19 protein-coding genes and 3 tRNA genes are annotated in these 23,139 nt (G+C 55.8%); 14 read left to right on the top strand and 8 right to left on the bottom strand.

All coding sequences use genetic code 11. The annotated features are described in order from the left end of the window. The first annotated feature begins 104 nt into the window (after nt 1-104). Nucleotides 105-1,937 (top strand): VanW family protein, encoded by a 1,833-nt coding sequence (locus VAE57_RS01405; RefSeq protein WP_322820128.1) that lies wholly within the window; start codon nt 105-107, stop codon nt 1,935-1,937. Nucleotides 1,938-2,116: 179 nt separating this feature from the next. On the opposite strand, the gene VAE57_RS01400 is transcribed toward VAE57_RS01405, so the two are convergent. Next, entirely contained in the window at nt 2,117-3,544 is a 1,428-nt protein-coding gene (locus VAE57_RS01400; RefSeq protein ID WP_416208419.1) for an undecaprenyl-phosphate glucose phosphotransferase, read from the bottom strand. 10 nt (nt 3,545-3,554) lie between these two features. After that, nucleotides 3,555-4,454, bottom strand: a complete 900-nt coding sequence (locus tag VAE57_RS01395) for a glycosyltransferase family 2 protein (RefSeq protein WP_322820126.1) — start codon at nt 4,452-4,454, stop codon at nt 3,555-3,557. A 298-nt stretch (nt 4,455-4,752) separates the two neighbouring features. On the opposite strand from VAE57_RS01395, the gene VAE57_RS01390 reads away from it, so the two are divergent. Both VAE57_RS01390 and pufM read left to right on the top strand, forming a co-directional pair. Next, nucleotides 4,753-5,688 carry a photosynthetic reaction center subunit L gene (locus VAE57_RS01390; protein ID WP_322820125.1) on the top strand — a complete coding sequence of 312 codons (936 nt, stop codon included), beginning with the start codon at nt 4,753-4,755 and terminating at the stop codon, nt 5,686-5,688. Nucleotides 5,689-5,704: 16 nt separating this feature from the next. Beyond that, nucleotides 5,705-6,628 carry a photosynthetic reaction center subunit M gene (pufM, locus tag VAE57_RS01385; RefSeq protein WP_012256939.1) on the top strand — a complete coding sequence of 308 codons (924 nt, stop codon included), beginning with the start codon at nt 5,705-5,707 and terminating at the stop codon, nt 6,626-6,628. 609 nt (nt 6,629-7,237) lie between these two features. Here pufM and VAE57_RS01380 read toward each other — a convergent pair. After that, a complete protein-coding gene (locus VAE57_RS01380) occupies nt 7,238-7,852 on the bottom strand; it encodes a hypothetical protein (RefSeq protein ID WP_322820124.1) in 615 nt (204 codons plus the stop codon). A 162-nt stretch (nt 7,853-8,014) separates the two neighbouring features. On the opposite strand from VAE57_RS01380, the gene VAE57_RS01375 reads away from it, so the two are divergent. From VAE57_RS01375 to VAE57_RS01365, 3 genes are all read left to right on the top strand, one after another. Next, nucleotides 8,015-8,090, top strand: a tRNA-Gly gene (locus VAE57_RS01375). A gap of 493 nt (nt 8,091-8,583) precedes the next feature. Then, entirely contained in the window at nt 8,584-10,467 is a 1,884-nt protein-coding gene (locus tag VAE57_RS01370) for an ABC-F family ATP-binding cassette domain-containing protein (protein ID WP_322820123.1), read from the top strand. Then, a complete protein-coding gene (locus VAE57_RS01365; protein ID WP_322820122.1) occupies nt 10,406-11,272 on the top strand; it encodes a class I SAM-dependent methyltransferase in 867 nt (288 codons plus the stop codon). The genes VAE57_RS01370 and VAE57_RS01365 overlap by 62 nt, the downstream gene beginning before the upstream one ends. Nucleotides 11,273-11,331: 59 nt before the next feature. On the opposite strand, the gene VAE57_RS01360 is transcribed toward VAE57_RS01365, so the two are convergent. The 3 genes from VAE57_RS01360 to VAE57_RS01350 form a co-directional block, all read right to left on the bottom strand. Beyond that, entirely contained in the window at nt 11,332-12,012 is a 681-nt protein-coding gene (locus VAE57_RS01360) for a hypothetical protein (protein WP_322820121.1), read from the bottom strand. A gap of 67 nt (nt 12,013-12,079) precedes the next feature. Beyond that, complete coding sequence (gene ruvC / locus VAE57_RS01355; protein ID WP_322820120.1) at nt 12,080-12,574, bottom strand: crossover junction endodeoxyribonuclease RuvC; 495 nt, start codon at nt 12,572-12,574, stop codon at nt 12,080-12,082. Between the two features lie 27 nt (nt 12,575-12,601). After that, nucleotides 12,602-13,360, bottom strand: coding sequence for a YebC/PmpR family DNA-binding transcriptional regulator (locus VAE57_RS01350; protein ID WP_012256931.1), 759 nt, complete (start codon nt 13,358-13,360; stop codon nt 12,602-12,604). 145 nt (nt 13,361-13,505) lie between these two features. Between VAE57_RS01350 and VAE57_RS01345 the strand changes: the two genes are divergently transcribed. From VAE57_RS01345 to VAE57_RS01335, 3 genes are all read left to right on the top strand, one after another. After that, a complete protein-coding gene (locus tag VAE57_RS01345; RefSeq protein WP_322820119.1) occupies nt 13,506-15,632 on the top strand; it encodes a cyclic nucleotide-binding domain-containing protein in 2,127 nt (708 codons plus the stop codon). 701 nt (nt 15,633-16,333) lie between these two features. Then, nucleotides 16,334-16,420, top strand: a tRNA-Leu gene (locus VAE57_RS01340). A gap of 3 nt (nt 16,421-16,423) precedes the next feature. Next, nucleotides 16,424-16,497: transfer RNA gene (locus VAE57_RS01335), tRNA-Gln, on the top strand. A 79-nt stretch (nt 16,498-16,576) separates the two neighbouring features. Here the strand turns inward: VAE57_RS01335 and VAE57_RS01330 are convergent. Beyond that, the gene (locus tag VAE57_RS01330) at nt 16,577-17,020 is read right to left on the bottom strand and encodes a zinc ribbon domain-containing protein (RefSeq protein ID WP_322820118.1); all 444 of its coding nucleotides are present in this window, start codon (nt 17,018-17,020) and stop codon (nt 16,577-16,579) included. Between the two features lie 821 nt (nt 17,021-17,841). On the opposite strand from VAE57_RS01330, the gene VAE57_RS01325 reads away from it, so the two are divergent. From VAE57_RS01325 to VAE57_RS01305, 5 genes are all read left to right on the top strand, one after another. Next, on the top strand, nt 17,842-18,471 hold the full coding sequence (locus VAE57_RS01325) for a class I SAM-dependent methyltransferase (protein ID WP_322820117.1): 630 nt from the start codon (nt 17,842-17,844) through the stop codon (nt 18,469-18,471). Next, nucleotides 18,449-19,087, top strand: coding sequence for a ribonuclease HII (locus VAE57_RS01320; protein WP_322820116.1), 639 nt, complete (start codon nt 18,449-18,451; stop codon nt 19,085-19,087). Before VAE57_RS01325 ends, VAE57_RS01320 begins: the two co-directional genes overlap by 23 nt. Further along, the gene (locus VAE57_RS01315) at nt 19,084-19,638 is read left to right on the top strand and encodes a hypothetical protein (RefSeq protein WP_322820115.1); all 555 of its coding nucleotides are present in this window, start codon (nt 19,084-19,086) and stop codon (nt 19,636-19,638) included. The genes VAE57_RS01320 and VAE57_RS01315 overlap by 4 nt, the downstream gene beginning before the upstream one ends. A 190-nt stretch (nt 19,639-19,828) precedes the next feature. Continuing rightward, on the top strand, nt 19,829-20,317 hold the full coding sequence (locus tag VAE57_RS01310; protein WP_322820114.1) for a hypothetical protein: 489 nt from the start codon (nt 19,829-19,831) through the stop codon (nt 20,315-20,317). Nucleotides 20,318-20,570: 253 nt separating this feature from the next. Continuing rightward, nucleotides 20,571-21,821 carry a hypothetical protein gene (locus VAE57_RS01305; protein WP_322820113.1) on the top strand — a complete coding sequence of 417 codons (1,251 nt, stop codon included), beginning with the start codon at nt 20,571-20,573 and terminating at the stop codon, nt 21,819-21,821. 142 nt (nt 21,822-21,963) lie between these two features. On the opposite strand, the gene VAE57_RS01300 is transcribed toward VAE57_RS01305, so the two are convergent. Continuing rightward, on the bottom strand, nt 21,964-23,043 hold the full coding sequence (locus tag VAE57_RS01300) for a GAF domain-containing protein (RefSeq protein WP_322820112.1): 1,080 nt from the start codon (nt 23,041-23,043) through the stop codon (nt 21,964-21,966). Nucleotides 23,044-23,139: the final 96 nt, after the last annotated feature.

Below are 23,139 nucleotides of genomic sequence, written 5' to 3'. Positions count from 1 at the left end.
CACCGGCTATCACCGTGTCGCTGTGCTTCATTTCGCTTGACATGAACCTGCGACGGCGTTAGACTACTACTGCATTCTGCCGCATCAAAAAGCTGTTTATCGTAATGGAACGCTCGCTGCCAGCCGGAATACCTCACCACCGCCGGGTGCGCTTCTGGCGGATCGTTGAATGGTTACTGGTGATCGCCGTCTTGATCAGCCTGGCGATACTGCTGGGTTACGGCGCGATCATACTGAGTGACCGGCTGCTGGCTGAACGCATCTACCCTAACATCAGTGTGCGTGGCTTACCGATTGGTGGGATGACCCGCGCCGAAGCGCGGGCCGCACTGCACCGTCGCTACGCCGAATTCCTTGCCACACCGGTAACCCTGCGCTTCAACGACCAGGGCTGGCGACCGGCAGCCGAAGACCTTGGTCTGCATCTGGCGATTGAAGAGGCACTTGATGCCGCATTCGCGATTGGTCATCAGTCGGCATGGGAAGTAAATGCCCAAATTGCAGCAGCCACCTGGCAATACGGTATTGATCTCCCGCTCCATCTCACCTTCGATCAACGTGTCGCTCAGTCCACGCTCCAGATGATCGCCACCGAGATTGACCGTGCCCCCATTGATGCAAGCGTTGATCTGCGTGGCAGTATGGTCGTTGTCGGTCGTGAAGTGTGGGGACGCCAGACCTTAATCGATGAGACATTGGCCGATATCGCGGCCGCCGTGCAAAGCCTGCAACCACAAGAGATTGCCATCCGCACGCGCATCCTCGAACCACGGGTACGTGATAGCGATCTGGCGCCAACCGTCAGTGAACTGCGTCTCTTGCTCAGCGGCCCGATCCGGCTTGAAGGTCAGGGCGGTCAATGTCGAGCAGGATGCCGCTGGGAATGGTCGCTCGATCAGATCGCATCCTGGATCAGGCTGCGCAGCCTGACCGCAGTTGATGGTCGTCCGGCGCTGGCCGTTATGATCGACCAGGCGGCTATTCGCGCTGCATTAACCCCAATCGCTGCTGTCCTGCGCGAAGAGGGTGGTCTGCCCAGAGTTGATTGGAATGACGGGAATCTGCGCATACGCACTCCCGGTACTCCTGGTCGTGGCCTGGCCGTCGAAGAGGCAATGGCCCGCATCAACGCTGTACTGTACAGTACCGAACGAACCGTCACCCTCCCCCTTCGCGAGCTGCCGCCACCGGTCACTGCTGACAATCTGGCCGCGCTGGGCATCAGGGCACCGGTCGGTGTAGGGGTTAGCTCGTTCCGCAATTCAGCACCATACCGCATCACAAATATCCAGGCCGGCACGCGCCAGATGGATGGGGTCTTGATCCCACCTGGCGCTACGTTCTCGTTCAACACTACGTTAGGGCCGGTTACCGCCGAACGCGGCTTTGTCGAGGGCTATGCGATTATTGATAACCGCACGCAGAAAGAGTGGGGTGGCGGGCTATGCCAGGTGAGCACTACTGTCTTTCGAGCAGCCTTCTTTGCCGGCTTACCCATTACTGAACGGCACGCCCATTCCTTTCGTATTGGTTGGTACGAGGAACTGGGTGAACCTCCTGGTCTCGATGCTGCGATCTTTACCGGTGTGCACGATCTGCGGTTTGTGAACGACACCGGTGGCTGGTTACTTTTGACCGGAACTGTAGACACCCGTCGCCAACAACTCACCATCACCCTCTATGGTTCGCCGACAAACCGCCGGGTGGAGTATTCATACCGCATCCTTGAGCGGATGCCGGCCCCTACCCGCCCCGTCTACATCGATGATCCGACCCTTCCGAGTGGGATCGTTCGCCAGACCGACATTGCGCGTGATGGCTTACGGGTGGAAATCTACCGCACTGTGTATGCGGACGGTGCTATTCATCTCCGTGATACGATCCCAACCACCTTCCAACCCTGGCCCGACATCTTCGTGCGCGGTGTGGGTCGGTAAGCATGTGATGTACTGCGAAGTGTACATGTGCTACGCGCAATCCCATGTGCATGCGCATGGTGATATGCGACACGTCCTCATCCCAGCCCGGCACTGAACCGCTGCGGACAAGAATCGCGTGAGCTACCGCTGTGTGCGTGGTTTACCCCCAACACCCGAGAGCAACGCCGGTTCTCCCGTTAATACGCATTTTCCTGCCGACCGGTAATAAAATTGATAATCGTGCGCAGAATAATCTTGATGTCGAATAGCAGTGACCAGTTTTCGACGTAGTAGAGGTCGTAGCGCGTGCGTTCTTCGATACTGGTATCACCGCGTAAACCATTCACCTGTGCCCAACCGGTCAAGCCGGCCTTTTCTTTATGACGACGCATATAGCGTGGAATCTGTTGGCGGAACTGTTCAACCCAACGGGCCTGCTCAGGCCGCGGCCCGACGATAGACATCTCACCAATGAGCACATTGATCAACTGTGGTAGCTCATCAAGACTGGTACGCCGCAAAAAGCGACCCACCCGGGTTACTCGTGGATCATTCTGCACTGTCCATGTGCTAAACCGTTCCGCATCCGGGCGCATTGTCCGAAACTTAATCATCCAGAAGGGCTGGCCGTCGAGACCAACCCGTTCTTGCAAGAAAAAGATTGGCCCACGTGACTCAAGCCGGATGGCGAGCGCAATCAACAGCATGACTGGGGCAGCGACAAGTAGTACCAGTGATGCCACGATCAGATCAAGCCCACGCTTGAGTGCACGGTTCCATGGATTGTCGAGCGCAGCATTCTTGACACTGACGAGCGGTAGATCGCTCAAGTCGCCAATTGAGACCTCGTTGTTCGTAATCAATTGAAACGTATCGGGATAAATCTTGATAGCGACCGATTCATCTTCAGCCAGCGCAATCACCTCAAGCAGGTCTTGCGAGGAACGACCGGAGAGCGCAATGATCACCTCATCGGCACGGGTTGCCCGGATCACCCGACGAATATGGTCGGTGCGTCCCAGCACCGGTAAGCCATCCACCAGATCGCCGATTGGTACAGTATCAGAAAGAAAGCCCTGTACCCGATAGCCTAACTCAGGCCGCCGCCGGATCGTATTCCAGACCAGGCGACCCGGCTCACGGGCACCGACAATCAATACCCGCCGGGTATCAATATCAAAGCAGCGCAGCACGTAGACGAAGGTGCGATGAAGAAACCGACCGGTCAGACAGCCAGCGACCGCCAATAACCAGCCCTGAAAGAGGATTTCCCGCGTCCATGGCATCTCTTCGCCACCAAACTCGCCGATCAGAGCATTCACGAAGATCACCAGCACCATCGTAAACGAGACTGCGGTTAATACCTTCACCGCTTCATCAAGACGTGAGGCACCACGTTTCATCTCATACAGACCGTGGCTGGTGAAGACGATAAGCGCGATAATGCTACCGAGCACGCTCAGCCGTAGTGGCGTCAGCGGATCGGCGGGGAGACGAAAACCGGCACTGACGAGCGACTCGGCACCAAGCGCATACGCTGCCTGCGTCGCCAGATTCAGCGCCGCGATATCGAATACAATCAGTAACAGGCGTAGCAATGTTTGCCACGCCCGCGGACGCAGCAAGGAGCGCGCTCTAACCGACGTGGCGCGCCCTGGATGGGAGGAGGAGATTGCGGCCAAGTGCCCACAGCTCCTTTACAGTAATTCCTAACTCGATCAAACTATTCAGGAATGCAGGAGTCGTCGCAGCATAATGCTTGCGATGAAACAGTCGCATCGCGTCGTAGAACGCCCGAATTGATGGAATTGGTCGTCGGCTGGAAGCTGCTCGCTTGTAATGATAGACGGTTATCGCAGGGTAATAGACAACTTTCCAGCCATACTGCTTAATACGGTAAGCCCAATCAAGGTCTTCGCCATACATGAAGAACGCCTCATCGAGCAGACCAACTTCGCGCACTACTGACGTGCGAACCATCATACACGCCCCAACCACCGCATCAACCTCAGTCTCCACATCAGGATCGAGATAGGTCAAATTATATGCAGCGAAGCGACGGCTGCGCGGAAAGAGGCGGGCCAGCCCGAACAAGCGGTAAAAGGCAATGGCAGGAGTGGGGAAACTGCGCCGACAGGCCAGATCAAGCGAACCATCAGGTAAGAGCAGTTTCGGTCCCACGACACCGACCGTTGGATGGTGGTCGAGATAATCAACCATTCCATCGAGGGCACCGGGCGGTACGACGGTATCGTTATTGAGGAGCAGAATGTAGTCAGGTGGATCGGGTAAAGCAAGAATCTGCCGTAACGCCAGATTGTTACCGGCAGAAAAACCACCGTTGACCGGACTCTCGATCAGATGCACCCACGAAAACCGCTCACGAACCATTGCGGCGCTACCATCAGTTGAGGCATTGTCAACCACCCACACCGATAGAGCACAGCGGGTTGGCGAAGCAGCAATCGAGGCCAGACAATCAGCTAACAGATCGGCCCGGTTGTAGTTGAGGATAACAACGGCAAGACTACTCATTATCGACACGCCCGGTCTGCACTGGTATACAACCCTGGTTCAGTATACCACAGGTTATTCTTGTTTTATATGCAAGAAGCGGATGGCAAGCGAACGGACGATTGCAAAATCAATTTAAGGCTTCATAATGCAAAATTAAATATCGATACCGATAGCTTGACAATGTGTATCAGGCGTATTATACTGGCCGAAAAGGCGGTAAAATTTTGCTTATCATTACACGTTATCCGAGTCAGGGCAACCGTCAGGCGCGATGTGAGAACGGTCGCCGTGCCAACCGTCAGCAGAGGGAGTCGCTATGAGCAGAGCAAAAGCGAAAGACCCCCGTTTTCCCGACTTTTCGTTCACCGTCGTTGAGGGTGCGCGGGCTACACGAGTACCGGGAGGGCGGACGATTGAAGAAATCGAGCCGGAATACAAGATCAAAGGGCGGACAACCTTTAGTGCGATCTTCCGTTACGATCCCTTTGATTTCTGGGTAGGGCCGTTCTACGTTGGCTTCTGGGGCTTTGTCTCGGTCATCGGTATCATCTTCGGTGCGTATTTCTACATCAACGAGACAATCCTCAAAGGCCCCTATTCAATACCGCAAAACTTCTTTGCCGGACGCATTGATCCACCGCCAGCCGAACTTGGATTAGGGTTTGCTGCACCGGGCGAACCGGGCTTTGCCTGGCAGATGACTGTCCTGTTTGCGACAATTGCGTTCTTCGGCTGGATGATGCGCCAGGTCGATATTAGTATGAAGCTCAATATGGGCTATCACGTCCCGATTGCATTTGGGGTTGCATTTTCGGCCTGGTTAGTCCTCCAGGTTATTCGTCCGATCGCCCTTGGTATGTGGCACGAAGGCTTCGTGCTCGGTATTATGCCTCACCTTGATTGGGTGTCGAACTTTGGCTATCGCTACAATAATTTCTTCTACAATCCGTTCCACGCTATCGGCATTACCGGACTGTTTGCCTCAACCTGGCTGCTGGCCTGCCACGGCTCGCTGATTCTCAGTGCTGCGCAGTACCGTGGCCCGGAAGGTGGCGATATTGAGAACGTCTTCTTCCGCGACGTACAGTACTATTCGGTAGGCGAGTCTGGTGTGCACCGGTTGGGGTACATCTTCGCTATTGGCGGTATCCTATCGGCTGATCTGTGCATTTTGCTGTCGGGCTGGCTGGTACAGGATTGGGTAAGCTTCTGGAATTTCTGGAATAATCTGCCCTTCTGGAGCGGCGTCTAGAGAGGAGCATACTGGTATGGCGACAATCAACATGACGCCGGGTGATCTGGAACTGGGTCGTGATCGCGGTCGGATCGGAAAACCAATTGAGATTCCGCTCCTGGAAAACTTCGGCTTCGATAGCCAGCTCGGCCCGTTCTATCTCGGCTTTTGGAACGCAGTGGCTTACATCACCGGTGGTATCTTTACCTTTATCTGGCTGATGGTGATGTTTGCTCAGGTGAATTACAATCCGGTGGCCTTTGCCAAGTACTTTGTGGTCTTGCAAATCGATCCACCGTCATCACGCTATGGCCTGAGCTTTCCGCCGCTGAATGAGGGTGGATGGTGGCTTATTGCGACCTTCTTCCTGACGGTCTCGATTTTCGCGTGGTATATGCACATTTATACCCGCGCCAAAGCGCTTGGGATTAAGCCCTATCTGGCCTATGGCTTCACCGGTGCGATTGCGCTCTACCTGGTGATCTATATCATTCGTCCGGTGTGGATGGGCGATTGGTCGGAAGCACCTGCCCACGGGATCAAAGCGCTACTTGATTGGACGAATAATGTGAGCGTGCGTTACGGCAATTTCTACTACAATCCGTTCCACATGCTCTCGATCTTTTTCTTGCTGGGGTCAACGTTGTTGCTGGCGATGCATGCCGGTACCATTTGGGCTCTCGAAAAGTATGCTGCCCACGAGGAATGGAATGAGATTCAGGCTCCCGGTACTGGCACCGAGCGTGCACAGCTCTTCTGGCGCTGGTGTATGGGCTTTAATGCGAATGCCTACTCGATCCACCTGTGGGCATTCTGGTTTGCCTGGTTGTGCGGGATTACTGGTGCATTGGGTGTCTTCTTCTCGATGCCCGATTTTGTCAATAACTGGTTCCAATGGGGTATTGAAGCTGGCATCAACTATCCGCAAGGTCCAACGCCACCGGTTTCACTGCCGTAGCGTTCGCGATACTTCTCTACCTTCCTCCTGGCCTCTCGCCCGTCATCAGACGGGCGAGAGGTTGTTTGTTCACCGGGAGCGGTGACTATCTGAGGACTGGTATATCAAATCTCAGGTGTGCCACCAGTGAGTCGGTGGCTTGTCGTCGGTATGGCCGGTAGGGGCACGGCATGCCGTGCCCCTACGGGACGACGCATGCGTCGCCCCTACCAGCGTCCAGCGCTGCATCGTGCAAGTGCTGCATCAGGGCGGTTGGTCAGGGTCTCATTTCAGGTTTAATCCCAGGTGGTGATCAACTATGCGTATCGTTTTCAGGTGTGTGACCGGCGAGGCGGAGGCTTGTTGTTGGCGTGATCGTAGGGGCACGGCATGCCGTACCCCACTGGCGTCCAACAGCTATATTGTGCGTAGAAGTCAGATCGTCAATCGAGTTGATTGTACACAGGATGCACAGCGTCCTGTGCCCGGCAGGTTGACCGGTGCGACCCGTGCCTGGCATTGAGTACGGTCGGTGCAGAAGCCCGGCTTCTCCACACCGAACTGTGCGATACACGCTCGCCATCTGGCGTGTAAAGGCGCTGTGGGTAAACGAAATGGCAGCTACCCCACTCAACACCGCCCTTCCTGTACTCGTTCCACCGACATGGCCAATGCCAGGGCCAGTGCATTGACCAGCGGTTGCAATGCTGCCGGGACGGCTGCGCTGTCGAGAATCCAGACCTCATCACCGACCAGCATCTCCAGCACAAGCACCGGTTGCAGGCGCCTGATCAGACCGCCGGTCACGATTCGATACGGGCGCAGACGCAGACCGCGAATTGCGGTACGTGCGATCCGCTGTTCACGTGGCCTCCCGACCCGGCTAACCTGACGAATGACGAACGTGTCGCTATCGAGTGAAATCTCGTTGCTTGTCGTGGCGATGGCATATCCACCCACAAGCCGTTGGATGCCGAGTCCGCCTAACAGTCCGGCCAGTGCTGCACTCAGACCGGCTACTGCAAAACCCAACTCTTGCAGAGCTGCCAGCACACCGGCAATCAGGATCACCATTGCGAAGAACATCAGTAAACCGCCACTAATGAAGGAGGGGAGCGCATGACTGCGGTTGGCCTGAGGGTATGATCGCAGGTGAAGCCGATCCGGTTCTGCTACGATGGCTTCATAATACGGCAATGAGCTTAGCCGCCGCCCCAGACGTTGACGAAGTGATGAGGTTGCCATCGCAAAACCCTTACCATCTGATCCTGTCTGCCTCTCGGTTTGCACTGTGCATCATGCAGATGCTATCGCAATCAGCGTCGCGGATAATTTGAAGTAACAATTGCTGCTTCATCCTATCACACTTGCACGAATCGAAAGTTCATGCTATACTCCTGTTGCGTTGCGGGAGTGGCTCAGTTGGTAGAGCGACACCTTGCCAAGGTGTAGGTCGCGGGTTCGAATCCCGTCTCCCGCTCCAAAGCAGGCCAGTGCGTAAGCACTGGTCTTTTACTTTGCAGTGCCGGGGGGCGGGTATGCGCTGAACGCCCTCACCATTGGCCTTGCAGTGTAGTAGAGGGGACAAGTAGGAACGACGCTGCATTGGTGTCACCGTACACTCCCGTTTCCTCTATACCCCGTAGCGCAGTAGAGGGGAGAATCAAGCGCTACGCTAGAGCTTCCTGATGCAGCAGGCATTGTCTTTGCTCGCAGATGCTGTTCGCGCCTGAATCTGCTGACACGGGTGCCAAACCAAGTGCGTGGCCTGGTCCGGCGATGCACGGATCGGCAACCTGTGATATAGTTCATACTGGCCGGTTACGTGCAGCCACGTACCGGCAACGGCGCAATTGCGCTCTTACCAAACGGCCAACCGATAGACAACTGCCGGTCCCCATGCTGTGTGTGTCGTTTGTGCCCCAACCGGTAGCGTGTACGGTTTGAAGAAACACAACACCTGATCAACATAGACCATGACCCTGCTAAACGCTCACAATCTCAGCAAATACTTTGGTGCTGAACTCATCTTTCACGATGTCAGCTTTCAAATCAGCCGTGGCGAGAAGGTCGCAATTGTCGGTTTGAATGGTGCCGGCAAAAGTACCCTGTTGCGCATTATTGCCGGCCACGAGACCCCTGACAGCGGGAGCGTTCATCTCGCTCGCGGTACTCGTGTTGCCTATTTGGCGCAAGAGGCTCGCTTCAGCGGTGATCGAACACTCTGGCAAGAGATGGAGGCCGCCCTGGCTGAGATCAACGCCTGGCGCACCGAATTGCTTGTGCTTGAAACCAGGCTGGCAGACACCACAGCGGACGATTGGGAAGCGGTGATGGAGCGCTACGGCGAGTTGAGTGCACGCTTCGAGCACGCCGGCGGGTATGAGATAGAACATCGTATCAAGCGCACCCTCCACGGCCTCGGCTTCCAGCCGGAACAGTTCCATCAACCGCTGCGCCAGTTCTCCGGTGGACAGAAGACGCGCGCCGCACTGGCAGCCGCGCTCTTGAGTGACCCCGATCTGCTGTTGCTCGACGAGCCAACCAATCACCTCGATATGCAAGCCCTGGAGTGGCTCGAACAGTTTCTACGGAATTGGGATGGCACCCTGATCGTTGTTTCGCATGATCGCTACTTCCTTGACCGGGTGACCAAACGCACGCTGGAGCTGAGTTTCAATCGTCTGGAAGATTATCCCGGCAATTACGAGAAGTATCTGGCTTTGAAGGCTGAGCGCATGGAGCGGCGCCTCAAGGAGTGTCAGGCGCAACAGGCGTTTATTGCCCGCACCGAAGAGTTTATCCGGCGCTATCGGGCCGGGCAGCGCGCCCGCGAAGCGAAAGGGCGTGAGAAGCGGCTGGAACGCTTGAAGCGGGAACAGATGCTTGAACGACCAAAAGAGGCGGCTAAGCTGCGGGTAGCTCTCAATCAGCAGTTGCGTTCGGGTGAACTGGTGTTACGCCTCGATGGTCTGGTTGTCGGCTTTCAAGGGCAGGCATTGTTGCGGGCCGATGACCTGACGATTCGACGTGGTGAACGGGTCGGCTTGCTCGGCCCTAATGGCTGTGGCAAGACGACGCTGCTGCGGACACTCGTCGGTCAGTTACCGGCACTGCAGGGTGTTGCCCGTTTCGGTCACGAAGTGCGTGTTGGGTACTACGCTCAGGGGCATGATGTTCTGGAATGGAACAACACGGTCCTCGAAGAAGTAGCACGGATCGCACCGGGCCTTGGGGAAGCGGCAGCACGCAATCTGCTGGCTCGTTTTCTCTTTACGGGTGATGATGTCTTCAAGCGGATTGCCGATCTGAGTGGTGGCGAGCGATCACGGGTAGCGCTGGCCCAACTGACGCTACTGCCCGGTAACTTTCTCCTGCTCGACGAACCGACCAACCACCTCGACATTGATGCCCGTGAAGCGTTGGAGTCCGTCTTGAAGGAGTACACCGGGGCGATCTTGTTCGTCTCGCACGACCGCTACTTCATAGACGCACTGGCCGATAAACTCTGGATCGTCGATCAGGGACGGATTCGCCAATTCATCGGCAACTACAGCGAATATATGGCGGCCCAGCAGGCACCAGCCCCCTCAGCCGCAGTACCAACCGCTAGTGCCAAAGCACCGGCGGCAAAGCTGGCCCGTTCTGACGATGCAGAACGGGCGAAGCAGCGTCGGTTGGCTGCATTGGAAGCCGAAGTCACTGCCCTTGAGCAGGATTTAGCTCGCCTGAGCAGCGAACTCGATGCGGCGAGTCAGGCATGCGATGTTGCCCGCCTGACGGCGCTGGGTGCTCAGTATGCCGAACTGGAACAGTTGCTGGCAGCCAAATACGCACAGTGGGAACAACTGGCTGCCTGACAGTGTCGTTCTGGTTGTTGAAGCCAACGCCCGGCAGTCATACCCACCACTGAAGGCAATGAATTATCGCGCATACGCATCGATCTATCATGCTGCCGGCCAGGCCACCTTCGGCGCAACCCTGGCCCGTACCATTCTTGATCGCCTGCCCCGCCCACAGCGGGTACTCGATCTCGCCTGCGGCACCGGCGCTGCTGCGCTCGTGTTTGCCGCCGGCGGGGCAACTGTGGTCGGTGTGGATCGTTCGCCGGACATGCTACAGATTGCCCAGAGCCAGGCAATGCAGCATGGGTTGGCTATTGAATGGATCGAAGCCGACATCCGTTCACTTCCATCCGATTCCCGTCTGGCACCGGCCAGTTTCGATCTGTGTACGTGCCTCTTCGATAGTCTCAACCAGCTTCTCGATGATACCGACCTCGCTACTGTCTGCCGGCAGGCTGGTACCTTATTACGACCGGGTGGACATTTTATCTTTGATTTAAACACACCCGCCGGTCTGCGCTCGTGGCAGGAGTACGATCAGGTTACGTTCGATGGCCGTGATCTGCTCGTCATCAACCGGCTCACGTTTGATCCGTCGCAACAACGTGCCTTCGGGCGCATTGTCTGGTTTCGTCGCGAGGGTCAACGCTGGTGGCGCTGCGAAGAGACGCACTGTGAACGTCCGTGGGAAGAAGACGAGATTGCGGCTGCGCTGGCCGCCGGCGGCCTGGTCTTAGTCGACCGGCTTACCCCGCAGTGGCTACCGGCGACCACCGATGAGCCGCGGATCGTGTATGTGACCACACGACCGGTTGGCTGAGGGTGAGGTGATACAAAACGATTTTGTGCCGATGCTACAACTGCACCATCTCACCCCTGTCAACGCACCACCGTCAATCCCAGCTTGCGCAACAGCAATTCAGCCAGCTCACAGGCATACGCATCGGCGAGGAACCAGCCATCAGGATGTGATTGAGCAATGAGATGCAGCACCCGGCGATAGGGCGTCGGTAGGGGCAGTTCGGGCAACAGCCAGCCACTGTCAATTGGTGAGAGTGTCAACCGCGGCTTAGGCATTAATAGCGCGTAAGCCGTTAACAGCGCTTCATCATCAGGCACGGTCTGCCACCCGGTTGCCGTGACCCGCACATAGTCTGCCGGGCCGCGCCCACGCCGACGGCGCACAATCTGCCCTTCAGGGAGGGTCACGGTATTATCGGCGGCTGGTTGAATCGCACGCCAGCCATGGGGCGCAGCCAGATCGAGGATACTAAACTGTTGCTTTTCCTGCACCGGAATCGTGCGCAGTCTACCAGGGGCTACTGATGGCAGAGCCGGCAGCGCCGCAATCCGGTCGGCAATTGTCAGCGTCACGAAACTACGCTGCGCCAGGCGGGCAAGCAAACCTTCCCGTCGCCAACTGGTTAGCCGAAAATGAAACCCTTCCCGTTCGCCTTCACCGCGCAACACGGGACCAAGTGCCGGATTGTGGATGAGAAACAGATTGGGTTGAATCTCTTCAAAATCGGCGGGCGCACCGGGGCGACGACGAGAAGCCATAATGCAATACACCTGTCAACATTGCCAGGAACTGTGTCTTGTCCCAGCGTTACGCAGCGCGGGATGGTCACGACAACCCAAAGCGCTGGAGGGTTGGGGCAGTATAGGCGTGGCAGATCGCAATCGCCAGCGCATCAGCAGCATCATCGGGGCGGGGTATCGTGGCCAGACCGAGCGTCAGGCGAACCATCTCCTGCATCTGCCGCTTATCGGCGCCGCCGTAGCCTGCCACTGCCTGCTTCACCGCCAGCGGCTTATACTCGTGAACAGGAATACCGGCCTGTGCGAGCGCCAGTAAGGCCACCCCTCGTGCCTGACCAACCGTCAGTGCGGTATTGACATTCTTCCCGAAAAACAGCTCCTCGACCGCAGCGGTATCCGGACGCAGGCGTTCAATAATCGCACGGAGGCCATTGTAGAGCTGCAAGAGCCGTTCAGGGTGGGGCATACCGGCAGGAGTCGTCAGCGTACCAACATCGATCAGGCGCAAATGACCATTGCTGAACTCAACGACACCCCAGCCCATCGTAGCCGTACCGGGGTCGATACCAAGCGCACGCACAGCCTGTTCCTGTTCAACACCGGGCAGCTACGCATCGAAGCGCGCAACCAGTTCGGCGGTAATATCGAGGTTCGAGTACACCTTCTGCACGTCGTCGAGATCTTCGAGCTTCTCAATCAGGCGCAGTGCCGCCAGCGCGTCTTTCTCATCGGGCTGAATAAGCGTCTTGGCACGCATAATCTTCTCAGCATTTGCTACCGGTACACCCTGATCGAGCAACGCCTGCCGAATCGCATTCAGTTGCGTCCAGTCACAGTAAATCTCAAGCGTCTCATCATCGACGACCACATCATCAGCTCCGGCATCGATTGCCATCAGTTGCAACTCATCGGGGTCGTGTTTGACGGCACTGAGGTCAATGGTGATCAGTCCCTTCTGCTCAAACATCCAGGACACAGAGCCGGGTTCACCGGGGTTTCCGCCATTCTTGTTAAACGTGGCCCGAACTTCCGAGTTGGTACGGTTGCGGTTGTCGGTTGCCGCTTCGATCAGAATCGCAACGCCCCCAGGGCCATACCCCTCGTAGAAAATCTCTTCCAGCGCAGCTTCATTCGATTTGCCTAGACCGCGATCAATGGCGCGCTGAATGTTCTCGTTCGGCATATTATTGGCACGCGCTTTTTCTATCGCCAGGCGTAGGCGAAAATTTAGATCCGGGTCGCCACTACCGCCTTCGCGAGTTGCAATTGTTATATCACGCGCCAGTTTGGTAAAAAGCTGCCCACGTCGCTGATCATTGACACCTTTTGTGCGACGAATAGTATGCCATTTCGAATGGCCTGACATACGATCCAGCCTCCTTTGATATAGAAGGTTATACTAAACCAATTATAGCATGCCTGGTCGAGAGGCTTACACAGATCGCTACAATATGTTTATCAAGACGTTTATACAGGTATAGCATTCAGTCATCAGTCGGCAGGAGGAGCGCATGAAGAAGATAGTATCGGCGGAGCGAGTACGGTGTCTACCTAACGACATCTACGTCGTCACGACCACTGCCGGCGATATTCTGGTCAATAGCCCACCAGAGAGTCTGAAATTTCTGCTCGCGCACGGCTTAACGCTACCTCAATATGTCCTGTTGCCGCCTGATGCTCCGAGCGGGAGTGAACCGGGTTCGCATGGCTTTGTACGGCGCGGGATCAATTATGCCAGCGTCGAGTTTCTGATCTATGCCAGCTTCTTCGGTCGGCAACAGCGGATTACATTAATCACGCCCACGGTAGCCCAGGCTCAGCGACTACGCATCCTGTTGCAAGAGACGATCAACGGCCCTTCAGTACCGGAAGATTGGCCTGGAAGCTGGTTACAACAGGAATGTGCGACGGTAGCTTTCTTTCCGCCACTTAGCCGCGCACCGACTGTTGACGATATGGTCACCATTGTGGCGCTGGAGACCGGTGGCGGCAACCTTGGTGAAGTACAGATCACCTATCAAGACAATGCGTTTCACTTTACCGAACATGGGGTTGACATTGCACGTATTCCGGCCACGATTACCAGCATTGTGCAGCCGCTCACGGTGGCGCCACCACGTCCGCTTGTGCGTCAGATGATCACACTCCAATTCATCGGGGGCAGTGATGGTTTTGATCCGACCGGCATCACAACCTGCTTTCTCGCCTATTTTGGCAACAATCAACCCCTCTTGCTTGATGCCGCAGCCTATCTGAATGTGCGACTGGCCCATCTTGGTCTCTCACCACGGCAAATCGATCTGGTAGTCATCTCGCACCTCCACGAAGACCACATTGCCGGCCTACCTGAATTGATCCTCAACGGTGGTAAACGTGTGCAACTGGTGACGGCCCAACCAATCTATCGCTCGTTGCTGCGTGTTTTGGGCGTCATGCTTGATCTACCCCCGACAACAGTCGCCGAACTGTTTGACTTCTACCCGCTTGATCCGGGGCGACCGCTCGAACTCCATGGCTATCACTTTACTGCAACCTATGCAGTTCATTCAGTGCCCACCATTGCGGTGCGGGTGAACGGTGTCGGTTATTCAGGTGATATGCGGTACGACGAAGCATGGCTGGAACACCTGCATCAAACCGGCCATCTGAGCAGTGAACGGCTCGATGAACTCCGTCGGTTTGCCGATGGTGTCGAAATTCTGGTGCACGATATGGGTGGTGGGGCTATCCATACCACGCCGACTGAACACCTGCTCCGCACTCTTAGCACACGTAGCCGGCGCCTGGTACTGGCCCACACCAGCCGTCAGGATTTCACCGTAACCGACGAATTGGCCGACCGGGTGGAAGTTGCCGGGAGCGGTCATGTTGTCGGGATAGGTGAAATTGTCCACGACGACGAACAGCGTCAGCGCTTTGAAACCTTCACCATCTGCCCGCTTTTTGCCCGCCTCCCGGTCGCAGAGCGGGTAAACCTGGCAAACCAATGTGTTATCGTCTCGTACCCGGCAGGGCAGGTGATTGCCCACGAAGGTGAAGCGTCTGACGGTTGTGCATACGTGATACACCGCGGAGTCGTGGAGATTATTGTCGGCAACGAATCGGTACGCTTCCTGGGGCGTGGCAATAGTCTGGGCGAACGCGGTGCTTTGATTGGCGAGCCTCGTACCAGTACTATGCTGGCTCACAGTGATGTACAACTCTTACAAATCACCCCAGATTTGTTTACCAGAGTGGCCGGGCAACTGGGATTAGCAGAGGCTTTTGCCCGTGCTGACTGGCTCTGGCAACAATCAACACTGGGGCAATTGCCCTGGGCAACGCTGCTCGATCTGGCGCTTGATTTCACACCGCATACGGTCGCAGCCGGTACGGTACTCTGCCGGCGCGGCGAGATGAGCACAACCGGCTACTTGCTGGTGCACGGTCGTGTCCACTACAGCGCCATGCGTGATGGTGAGAGCGAGCGAAGTGGTGACTGTTTTGGGATGCGATCTGCCCTGCGTGGCGAACCTTATCGCCTGACCGTGCGCACACTTAGCGACTGCGTGGTATGGTCGATAGAGGCTTCTTCCCTCCAGCGCTTCTATCTGACGTATCCCGATTTATTTCTCCACTTGCGGGTGATTGATCGATGAAGGCCAACTAATGCCGTTCCGTACGGTCTGCCATATCTGGCAAACTCGACCGGTGATGATCGTATCCGCCGCAGGTACGGTGATCATCCGGCGGGACGGCACTTATAGAGCAGTTATCTCATTAATTACCTACAGACTACATGATCGTGACGAGAACTCACAGCATCCCCGTGACCACAGAGTGAACGGCGTGACACGCGCCTGACTCAAAGCACGGCTGTTGCGGCAGCAAGGCTGCCGCACTCCAAACGACGCGACACGCTCATGATGCGCGGGCAAGGCAATCCATCCAGTGCGTGATGACACCGGAGATGGTTGTAAGCCATCCTCGCTGCCATACTGGCAGGTTGGGAGCGGGATACATTGTCGTTGGCGATTGGCAAGCGTTTATGAACCTGTGCTACGGGCAGGTAGCAAGAACTGCGCAGCTTTTAAGTTCTGAAATGAGGTTCACAGCCAGCACTTCTCACCTGCGTTAGAGATGCCGGGCTATTGTAGGGGCGACGCATGCGTCGCTCATCCTCTGACGCCAATTCACCAGCGACTCGCCGCTAATACACCCGGCAACGCTTCAGCACGCGGCTCGCCCCTGAACGATGCACATTGTTGCGCAAGATTTAGTGCAAGACACCCTGGCTTACCCATTTGACAAAGTTCAGTGCTCGTAGTATTATTTCACTTGCGTCGGGGAACCGAGCCATGCCGAAGTGGCGGAACTGGCAGACGCGCTACGTTCAGGGCGTAGTGAGGGTGACCTCGTGTGGGTTCAAATCCCACCTTCGGCACCATGTTGGGGGATAGTTTAAGGGTAGAACACCTGGTTCTGGCCCAGGCGGTTGGGGTTCGAATCCCTGTCCCCCAGCCAAATAAAACGATATAACCCCTTCTTCACAATGGCGTGAAGAAGGGGTTTTTATATGGTCATCCTGGTATCGATTATCAATCTATTTTGCCACCCGCGTGCCACAGGCAGGACAAAAAATGGCCGTAGCCGGCATCTGGAACCCGCACTGCGGACACATTTTCGACCCAGTCGTTGGCGCAGGGGCTTCGCTGATCGGCACCGATTGCATCGGTGGCGGTGAGGGCGTTGGTTCGATATACACCTCATTCTGCGCTTTCTTCAGCTCTTCTTCGCGCACCAGCAAGGTAGAACGCAACTGATCGAGGGCTACCGCTAGCTCAGCTAATGAAGGTGCCTGAATCTGACCGGCCCGCTGCAAATCGTATGCACGTTGCCCTATCTCCATCAGTTTCTGATCGATCTGGCGACGTAACTCATTAATCTCGGCCTGGAGACGAGTCGTTTTTTGAAATTTCTCGGCCTCGAACTTTGCCCGATCAGTAACCTGGGAAAAGGTTTTCCCCAGTTGATCTAAGATACCCATCGTTCATTCTCCTTCTGTCGAGTATGGTTGTGTTCATTGTAGCATCAGACAGGTTACCGTCTCTAGCTTTGACGAACAAAGGTAATTGCTGGATGCAGCAGGGTGAGCGGCGTTTGAGACAGGCTGATGAGTAGAGTTCATATTTGACGATCACCCTGGTACCACCTATAAGCGTGGAAGTGCAGCACCAGCATTGCTGCTCCTCACGCAGTGGGAGTGGGTTTCGGTGAGGATACCCTTGCCGGGTAGAGGTGTCCGTGGCGCGTTGTGTGGAGTGCGGCAGCCATGCTGCCGCGCAGCCGTGCTCGTGCTCCGGTGCGTGGCAGATCGTTGCCTCAACTCATCACGGGGATGCCGGGTGTGATCGTTACAGTCATGGGGTCTGTCAGTACTGAATGAGATCACTTCAGGAGATGTTTTTTGAAACAGGTTTTAGTCTCTTGATACCTGCGTTGACCCCTTGAAACCAAATCTTGCTCAACAATGTGAATGTGCATTGTTCAGGTATGCTGGCGGCGGGGCACGGCATGCCGTGCCCCTACCTCGTTCAGGTGCAGTATCAGAGTCATCATCTGGTGGGTCATGAAGTCCATCTCCCGTGCGACGCACATACTGGCATGTGGTATAACAATACTGGCTAGTCGTGTAAGGGTATGCTCATTACCTGTGTTGCGCGCCGTAAACACTCACGGTCAGGCAGGCGTTGCGTTTGGCAGCAGCCTCGCCTACAAGGGGAGATGCTGGACGTTGTTGAATGCTTCTCAAATATCACACAACAGGTAACCCTGCCACAGCATAAATGGGTGATTGAGTGGATGGTGATGAACAGGTTGCTCGCCGTGTACCAACAGCTTGTCCGCTGGCTATTTCACCGCCTGTACAATGAGTTTGCCTGGAGTTATGACGTTGTGGCCTGGGCTGTTTCGGGCGGCTACTGGCAACGCTGGGTACGGGCGGCTGAACCATTTTTGCACGGGCGCATTCTTGAGTTGGGGTGTGGCTCCGGCTATCTGCAAGCGGCTCTCGCGACCCGTACCTGCGTTGTCGGCCTCGACCTGTCGCCGTCGATGCTTCGGCGCGCAGCGCGTTTTAGCCGACGACTGGTACGGGCTGACGCTCGCCGGTTACCCTTTGCCGATGCGAGTTTTGACACGGTATGTGCAACTTTTCCGGCAGAGTACATTCTCGATCCGGCAACCCAGGCCGAAATTCGGCGCGTTCTCACACCTGATGGTCATCTGGTGATTGTGGATGGCGGGCGGCTGGAAGGTGGCTACGGGCGGTTCATCGATGCCATTTACCGCCTGCTATGGTTGGGACGCAAGACAGGGACATTGCCGGCAACGGTACCATTTGGCGATTTTATGCTTCAGGTACAGCGCATACAGGTGGCAGACAGCAGTGTACTGGTGATGATTGGAAAACCGAATGTTGCCCGATCTGAGTATTGAGCACGACTTGCAAATGCGTGGCTACGCAAATCTGGCCGGTATTGACGAAGCCGGTCGTGGCTGTTGGGCAGGGCCGGTGGTGGCAGCGGCAGTTGTGCTTTCTCCAGCGGTTTATCGGCAGCCGGATTTGCTGGCCGGCGTGAACGACTCGAAACAATTGACAGCCGGTGCCCGTGAACGCATCTACACCAGCATTCAGGCCCACGCGCTGGGTGTGGGTGTCGGGATTGTGCCGGCATTTCTGATCGATGCGTATGGCATTCTGTCGGCAACCAGACTGGCAATGACTCAGGCCTTGCTGTCGTTGCCGTGTGCAGTTGATGCCTTGATCATTGATGCTGTGCAGTTGCCTGGTATATCCCTGCCGCAGACGGCACTGGTGCGTGGTGATGAACGGTCACTCTCGATTGCGGCTGCATCCATCATTGCCAAAGTCACCCGTGATCGGTTGATGGTAACAGCCGATCATTGCTTTCCTCACTACGGTTTTGCGCTGCATAAAGGTTATGGTACAGCCACGCATCGGCGTGCACTCGCTCAATATGGTCCCTCCCCTTTGCATCGGCGTACCTTTCAGCCGGTGCTAGAGGCTTTGCTGTCGCTGGAGCAATCATGAACTTGCAAGAACACCTGATCACGTCGACTTTGCTGGCTGTTAGCTTATACCCTCGCCAACCACTGGCAGCAGCACTGGTGATCGCCGGTGGTGTTTTGGTCGATCTCGACCATCTGGCCCTGTACATCAGCCGTACCGGCGACTGGAGCATAAGCGGCGCACTTCATTACAACCGCTATCGTCATCGCTTTCCCCAACCCGGCGATAGTCGACCGCGCTACGGTTCACTGCGTTCCCGCCTTCACCATCCGTTGATCGTCCTGCCACCACTCTGGGTACTGGCACAGCGCCTGCCCTGGGTACGGCCGCTGGCCGCAGGTGTAACCCTCCATCTGCTGCTGGATCACATCGCTCTGCCATTTGTCTGGAACATATACCTGCGGGCCGGTGGCCGTTGTGTACGTTGTGGAAGCCGTCGCAAGGTTAGCGTCTATCTGCGACCCGATGACCGGCATCAGCAATGGCAATGGACAGTTCTCTGCCAACGTTGTGCCTATCACACCAAACCGCTCAGAAGTCGACAATCGGTAAAGGCATCTGTCCGCGATTGAGCAATTCATCAGCAGGAGCAGGGTTTTCTGCCCAAGACGTGGTACACTACATACATGTACGGCGTAAGCAATTGCATCACGCCGGCCCCCTTGTTCAGGTAACGAAGGCAGATTGCACAAAAGCTGGCGTAACCGGAACTGCGTGCTAACTACAAATGACCTCTATCCGTCAGACTGTAAGGAGTTGTTGATGGATCCAGATAATGAATTTCTTCCCGAAGACCCGTTGAACGAGCTGAGTCGACTTGCCGCTGAAGCCATTGAAGGGCAGGCAAGGGGTGCTACGTCAGCCGAGCGTAGACAACGTTGTGATCGAGTACTGGAACTGGAAGCACAGGGACATCTCAATGATGAGCGTGCATACTTTCTGGCCGGCCTGGTCATGATCTGTGGCGAGTCGGTTGCCGATTTTCATCATGCCCATCGCTTTGCGCGGCGTGCCACCGAACTGGGTGATGAACGAGCCTGGACATTGCGAGCAATGGCCTGGGATCGTCTGCTGATCGAACTGGGCCGACCACAGCACTTCGGGACCCAGATCATTCGGATCGGTGGCCGCTGGTCACTCGGCGAGATTAATCCGCGCGTTACCGACTGGGAGCGAGCGCTTTTTGGTGTGCCACCGCTTTATGTTCAGTTGCAACGAGTGGAGGAATTACAGCGCTCTGAGCAGGGTTAGGAGCTGTTGTCTACACGCATACCAGCGTGTGCTTGTTACCTGATCACCCTCTACCGTTTCACCACGTGACATAATTTTTGAACAGTATCTTGCGCACCTATAGCTATAGGGATGCGACGCATGGTGGTGCGTCGCATTTTTATGTGAGAGTAACGATACCGTAATCTACGTAGATTGTACGTGGAATCTAGCTTATCATATATTTTTCATTACCATATCAGGTTTTTTATAAAAAACATAATAGGGGGGGTGTATGAAAGACTTGTCATTACGATCAGTCTTTGCCGTTGGATTCAGTGTATGCATTGCTTTCGTCATCATCTTCTTCGCGTATGGTGCTGCCGCCTCACGGGCACGAGTTGAAATCTTCACACCGCAAGGCTTTGCCTCGTGCGCAACCACGGGTGCTCCGGCACCGGCCATCTTCCAAACCCAAACCCTACTGGCCCACTTCGATTATTACCGCGTCCTTGACCCACCGTTTGGCCCCGAACCTATCGAAGTCGATGTTACCTTTCCTGATGGACGGATTTTTACCCTGGGGGCAAGTCAATTGCTCGATGGCGTGATCGATATGCCGACCAACGTCCAGTTTGCACGCTTCAGTAATAACGCCGGCCAGCTCTCGCTCAACATCACGATACCGGGCACATGGCCCTACGGCTGTTACCGGCTAACCGGACGTGGTCTGAGCAGTGGTGGTGCCAATACCGCCTCAGCGTTCTTTGTTGTGATCCCCGGTGGCCGACCGGGACCTCACGGAGATGTGGAGTTACGAGTAACGTTGAACGGGCAGGACACCAGCGTCATTCAACAGGGACAAATCCTCGAAGTCGATGGCCGTGGTTTCATTGGTGGTGAGTTTGTCTCATTCTGGCTCACGGCCCCTGATGGCACCGTTATCGATTTTCCGCCCGGCCAGCAGGTCGTGCAAGCCTCACCTGCTGGTGCCGTCTCTACATCATTCCAGTTTGAGGGTAAGAATCCAGTTGGCCGTTATACCGTGACCGCACTCGGCAACACCAGCGGTTTTCGCGCCTTTGTCCACTTTGAACTGCGCTCGCGACCGGTAACACCACGCGGCCCAGCCCAGCTATCGGTCATAGTTCCATTTGGTGCCGAAGCTCCGCAGCGCTCGATCTTCTACGCAAACGGTGACCTCTTCTTCCCTGGTGAGCGCGTGGATCTCTGGTTGACAATGCCGGACGGATCGGTGCGCGGATTCCCCTCGACCTTTGCCGATCCTGTAGCGGGTCAGTTTACAGTCGAGCTGTTCCTCGATGAGCGGCTGCCGGTCGGCTTCTACCAACTGACTGCGCAGGGGGCAGTGAGTCAGCAACTGGTGATTGCTACCTTTACCCTAACCCAAACGACAGATACGATTGTCAATCCACAACCGGTACCGCAGATCGGGCTAGACAACAATCCGATCACGCCGCCCAATATCTCTTTCAATGATCCCGATCCAACGAATATTAACGAATACGGCAATCCCGATGAGTAGTTGCTGGATCGCATGCCCGATCACCGCAAACGTGTGAACAGCCATCACTGACGACCATGAAGAGTGGGCGGAGGAAATTCTTCTGCCCACTTGTCATACCTCAAAAACAGACTTAAAGTGTTGCTTACCAGATCGGGGGGAACTATTCGCCGACAGTGGGTGAAGCAATTAACCCAAGTAACCGATGCACTTCTTGCAAACGGGCAAACTGCGCTTCGAGATCGCTAAGCGCCTGAAGGTCACCAGCACGGGCGCGTTCAAATGCAGTGCGGGCCTGGGTTTCGATCTCGCCTAACAGCTTTACACTACGTTTACGCCGGGTTTCAAGATCGGCGGCGTAAATTGCCAGTGAAATGTGGCATGCGACCAGTTCCAGCAGATTGAGATGGGAACTATCAAAACGACGACTATGGGTTGTTGTCACCGTAAGTGCACCGAGCAGGCGCGTTCCCCAGCGTAACGGAGCGGCCATCGCACAGCGCGTTGGCGCGTCTATTTCACGCATCCGCAACGACAGCCAGCGGCGGTCGGCTTCGGTCTCATCGATAATCAGTGGCTGCCCTTCACGCAACACCAGACCGGCAAAGCCGTGTTCACGTACCTCACGGGCACGGTCTGGTGTAGCAATGTGACCGTTACTGAGTAATAACATCGGCGATTCTTCATTGTCAAGCGGGATCAGCAACAATGATGCTCGCTCACCACCAACCATCGCCGGCACCTGAGTTGCCAGTTGCAAGCCAAGATGGAGCGGATCGGCCGTAGCGCTAACGACCAGCCGGCCAAACTGCAACAATTGATCGAGGGTATCAGCATGAGCACGTGCCTGGTTGAGGTACTGATCGAGTTGCCCCTGAAATGACGACTGTTCAAGCACCGCACCGACAATCTGACCGAGTGCCATGAGTAATTCGCGATCATCGCTATCAAATGGAGGTGTCGCCCGTGTCACTTCAATGCGCCCGACAACCCGCCGACCAATCGTCATCGGGCCAACCAGCATTGTGGGAGCGTGCGAGCGTAAACTACCGGTGCCGGCGGGAACGATGATTTCAACCTTATCGGCCAAAAGCCACTCACCGCACAGATCGCGCAGCATTGGCAGTGGATCGGACTGGCGAGCAGTTGCGAAAAACGCACCTACCGTCGTTAGGGCATTGCGCAGACGGGCAGTGCGCCGCTGAGCAGCGACAAGTTGATTTGCGACATCGGATGCAGTCACGGCCACTCCTGATCTGGAACAAAGAACTTGATGATCTTCATCCACGATAATACCACGACGCCAGGTGAATGAAGATGACAAACCCGGCGTCGTAGA

This window comes from Chloroflexus sp. (assembly GCF_034434295.1).
Lineage (GTDB): Bacteria > Chloroflexota > Chloroflexia > Chloroflexales > Chloroflexaceae > Chloroflexus.
Note: the sequence above shows the minus strand (reverse complement) of the source record. Positions and strands in the feature narration are given on the sequence as shown.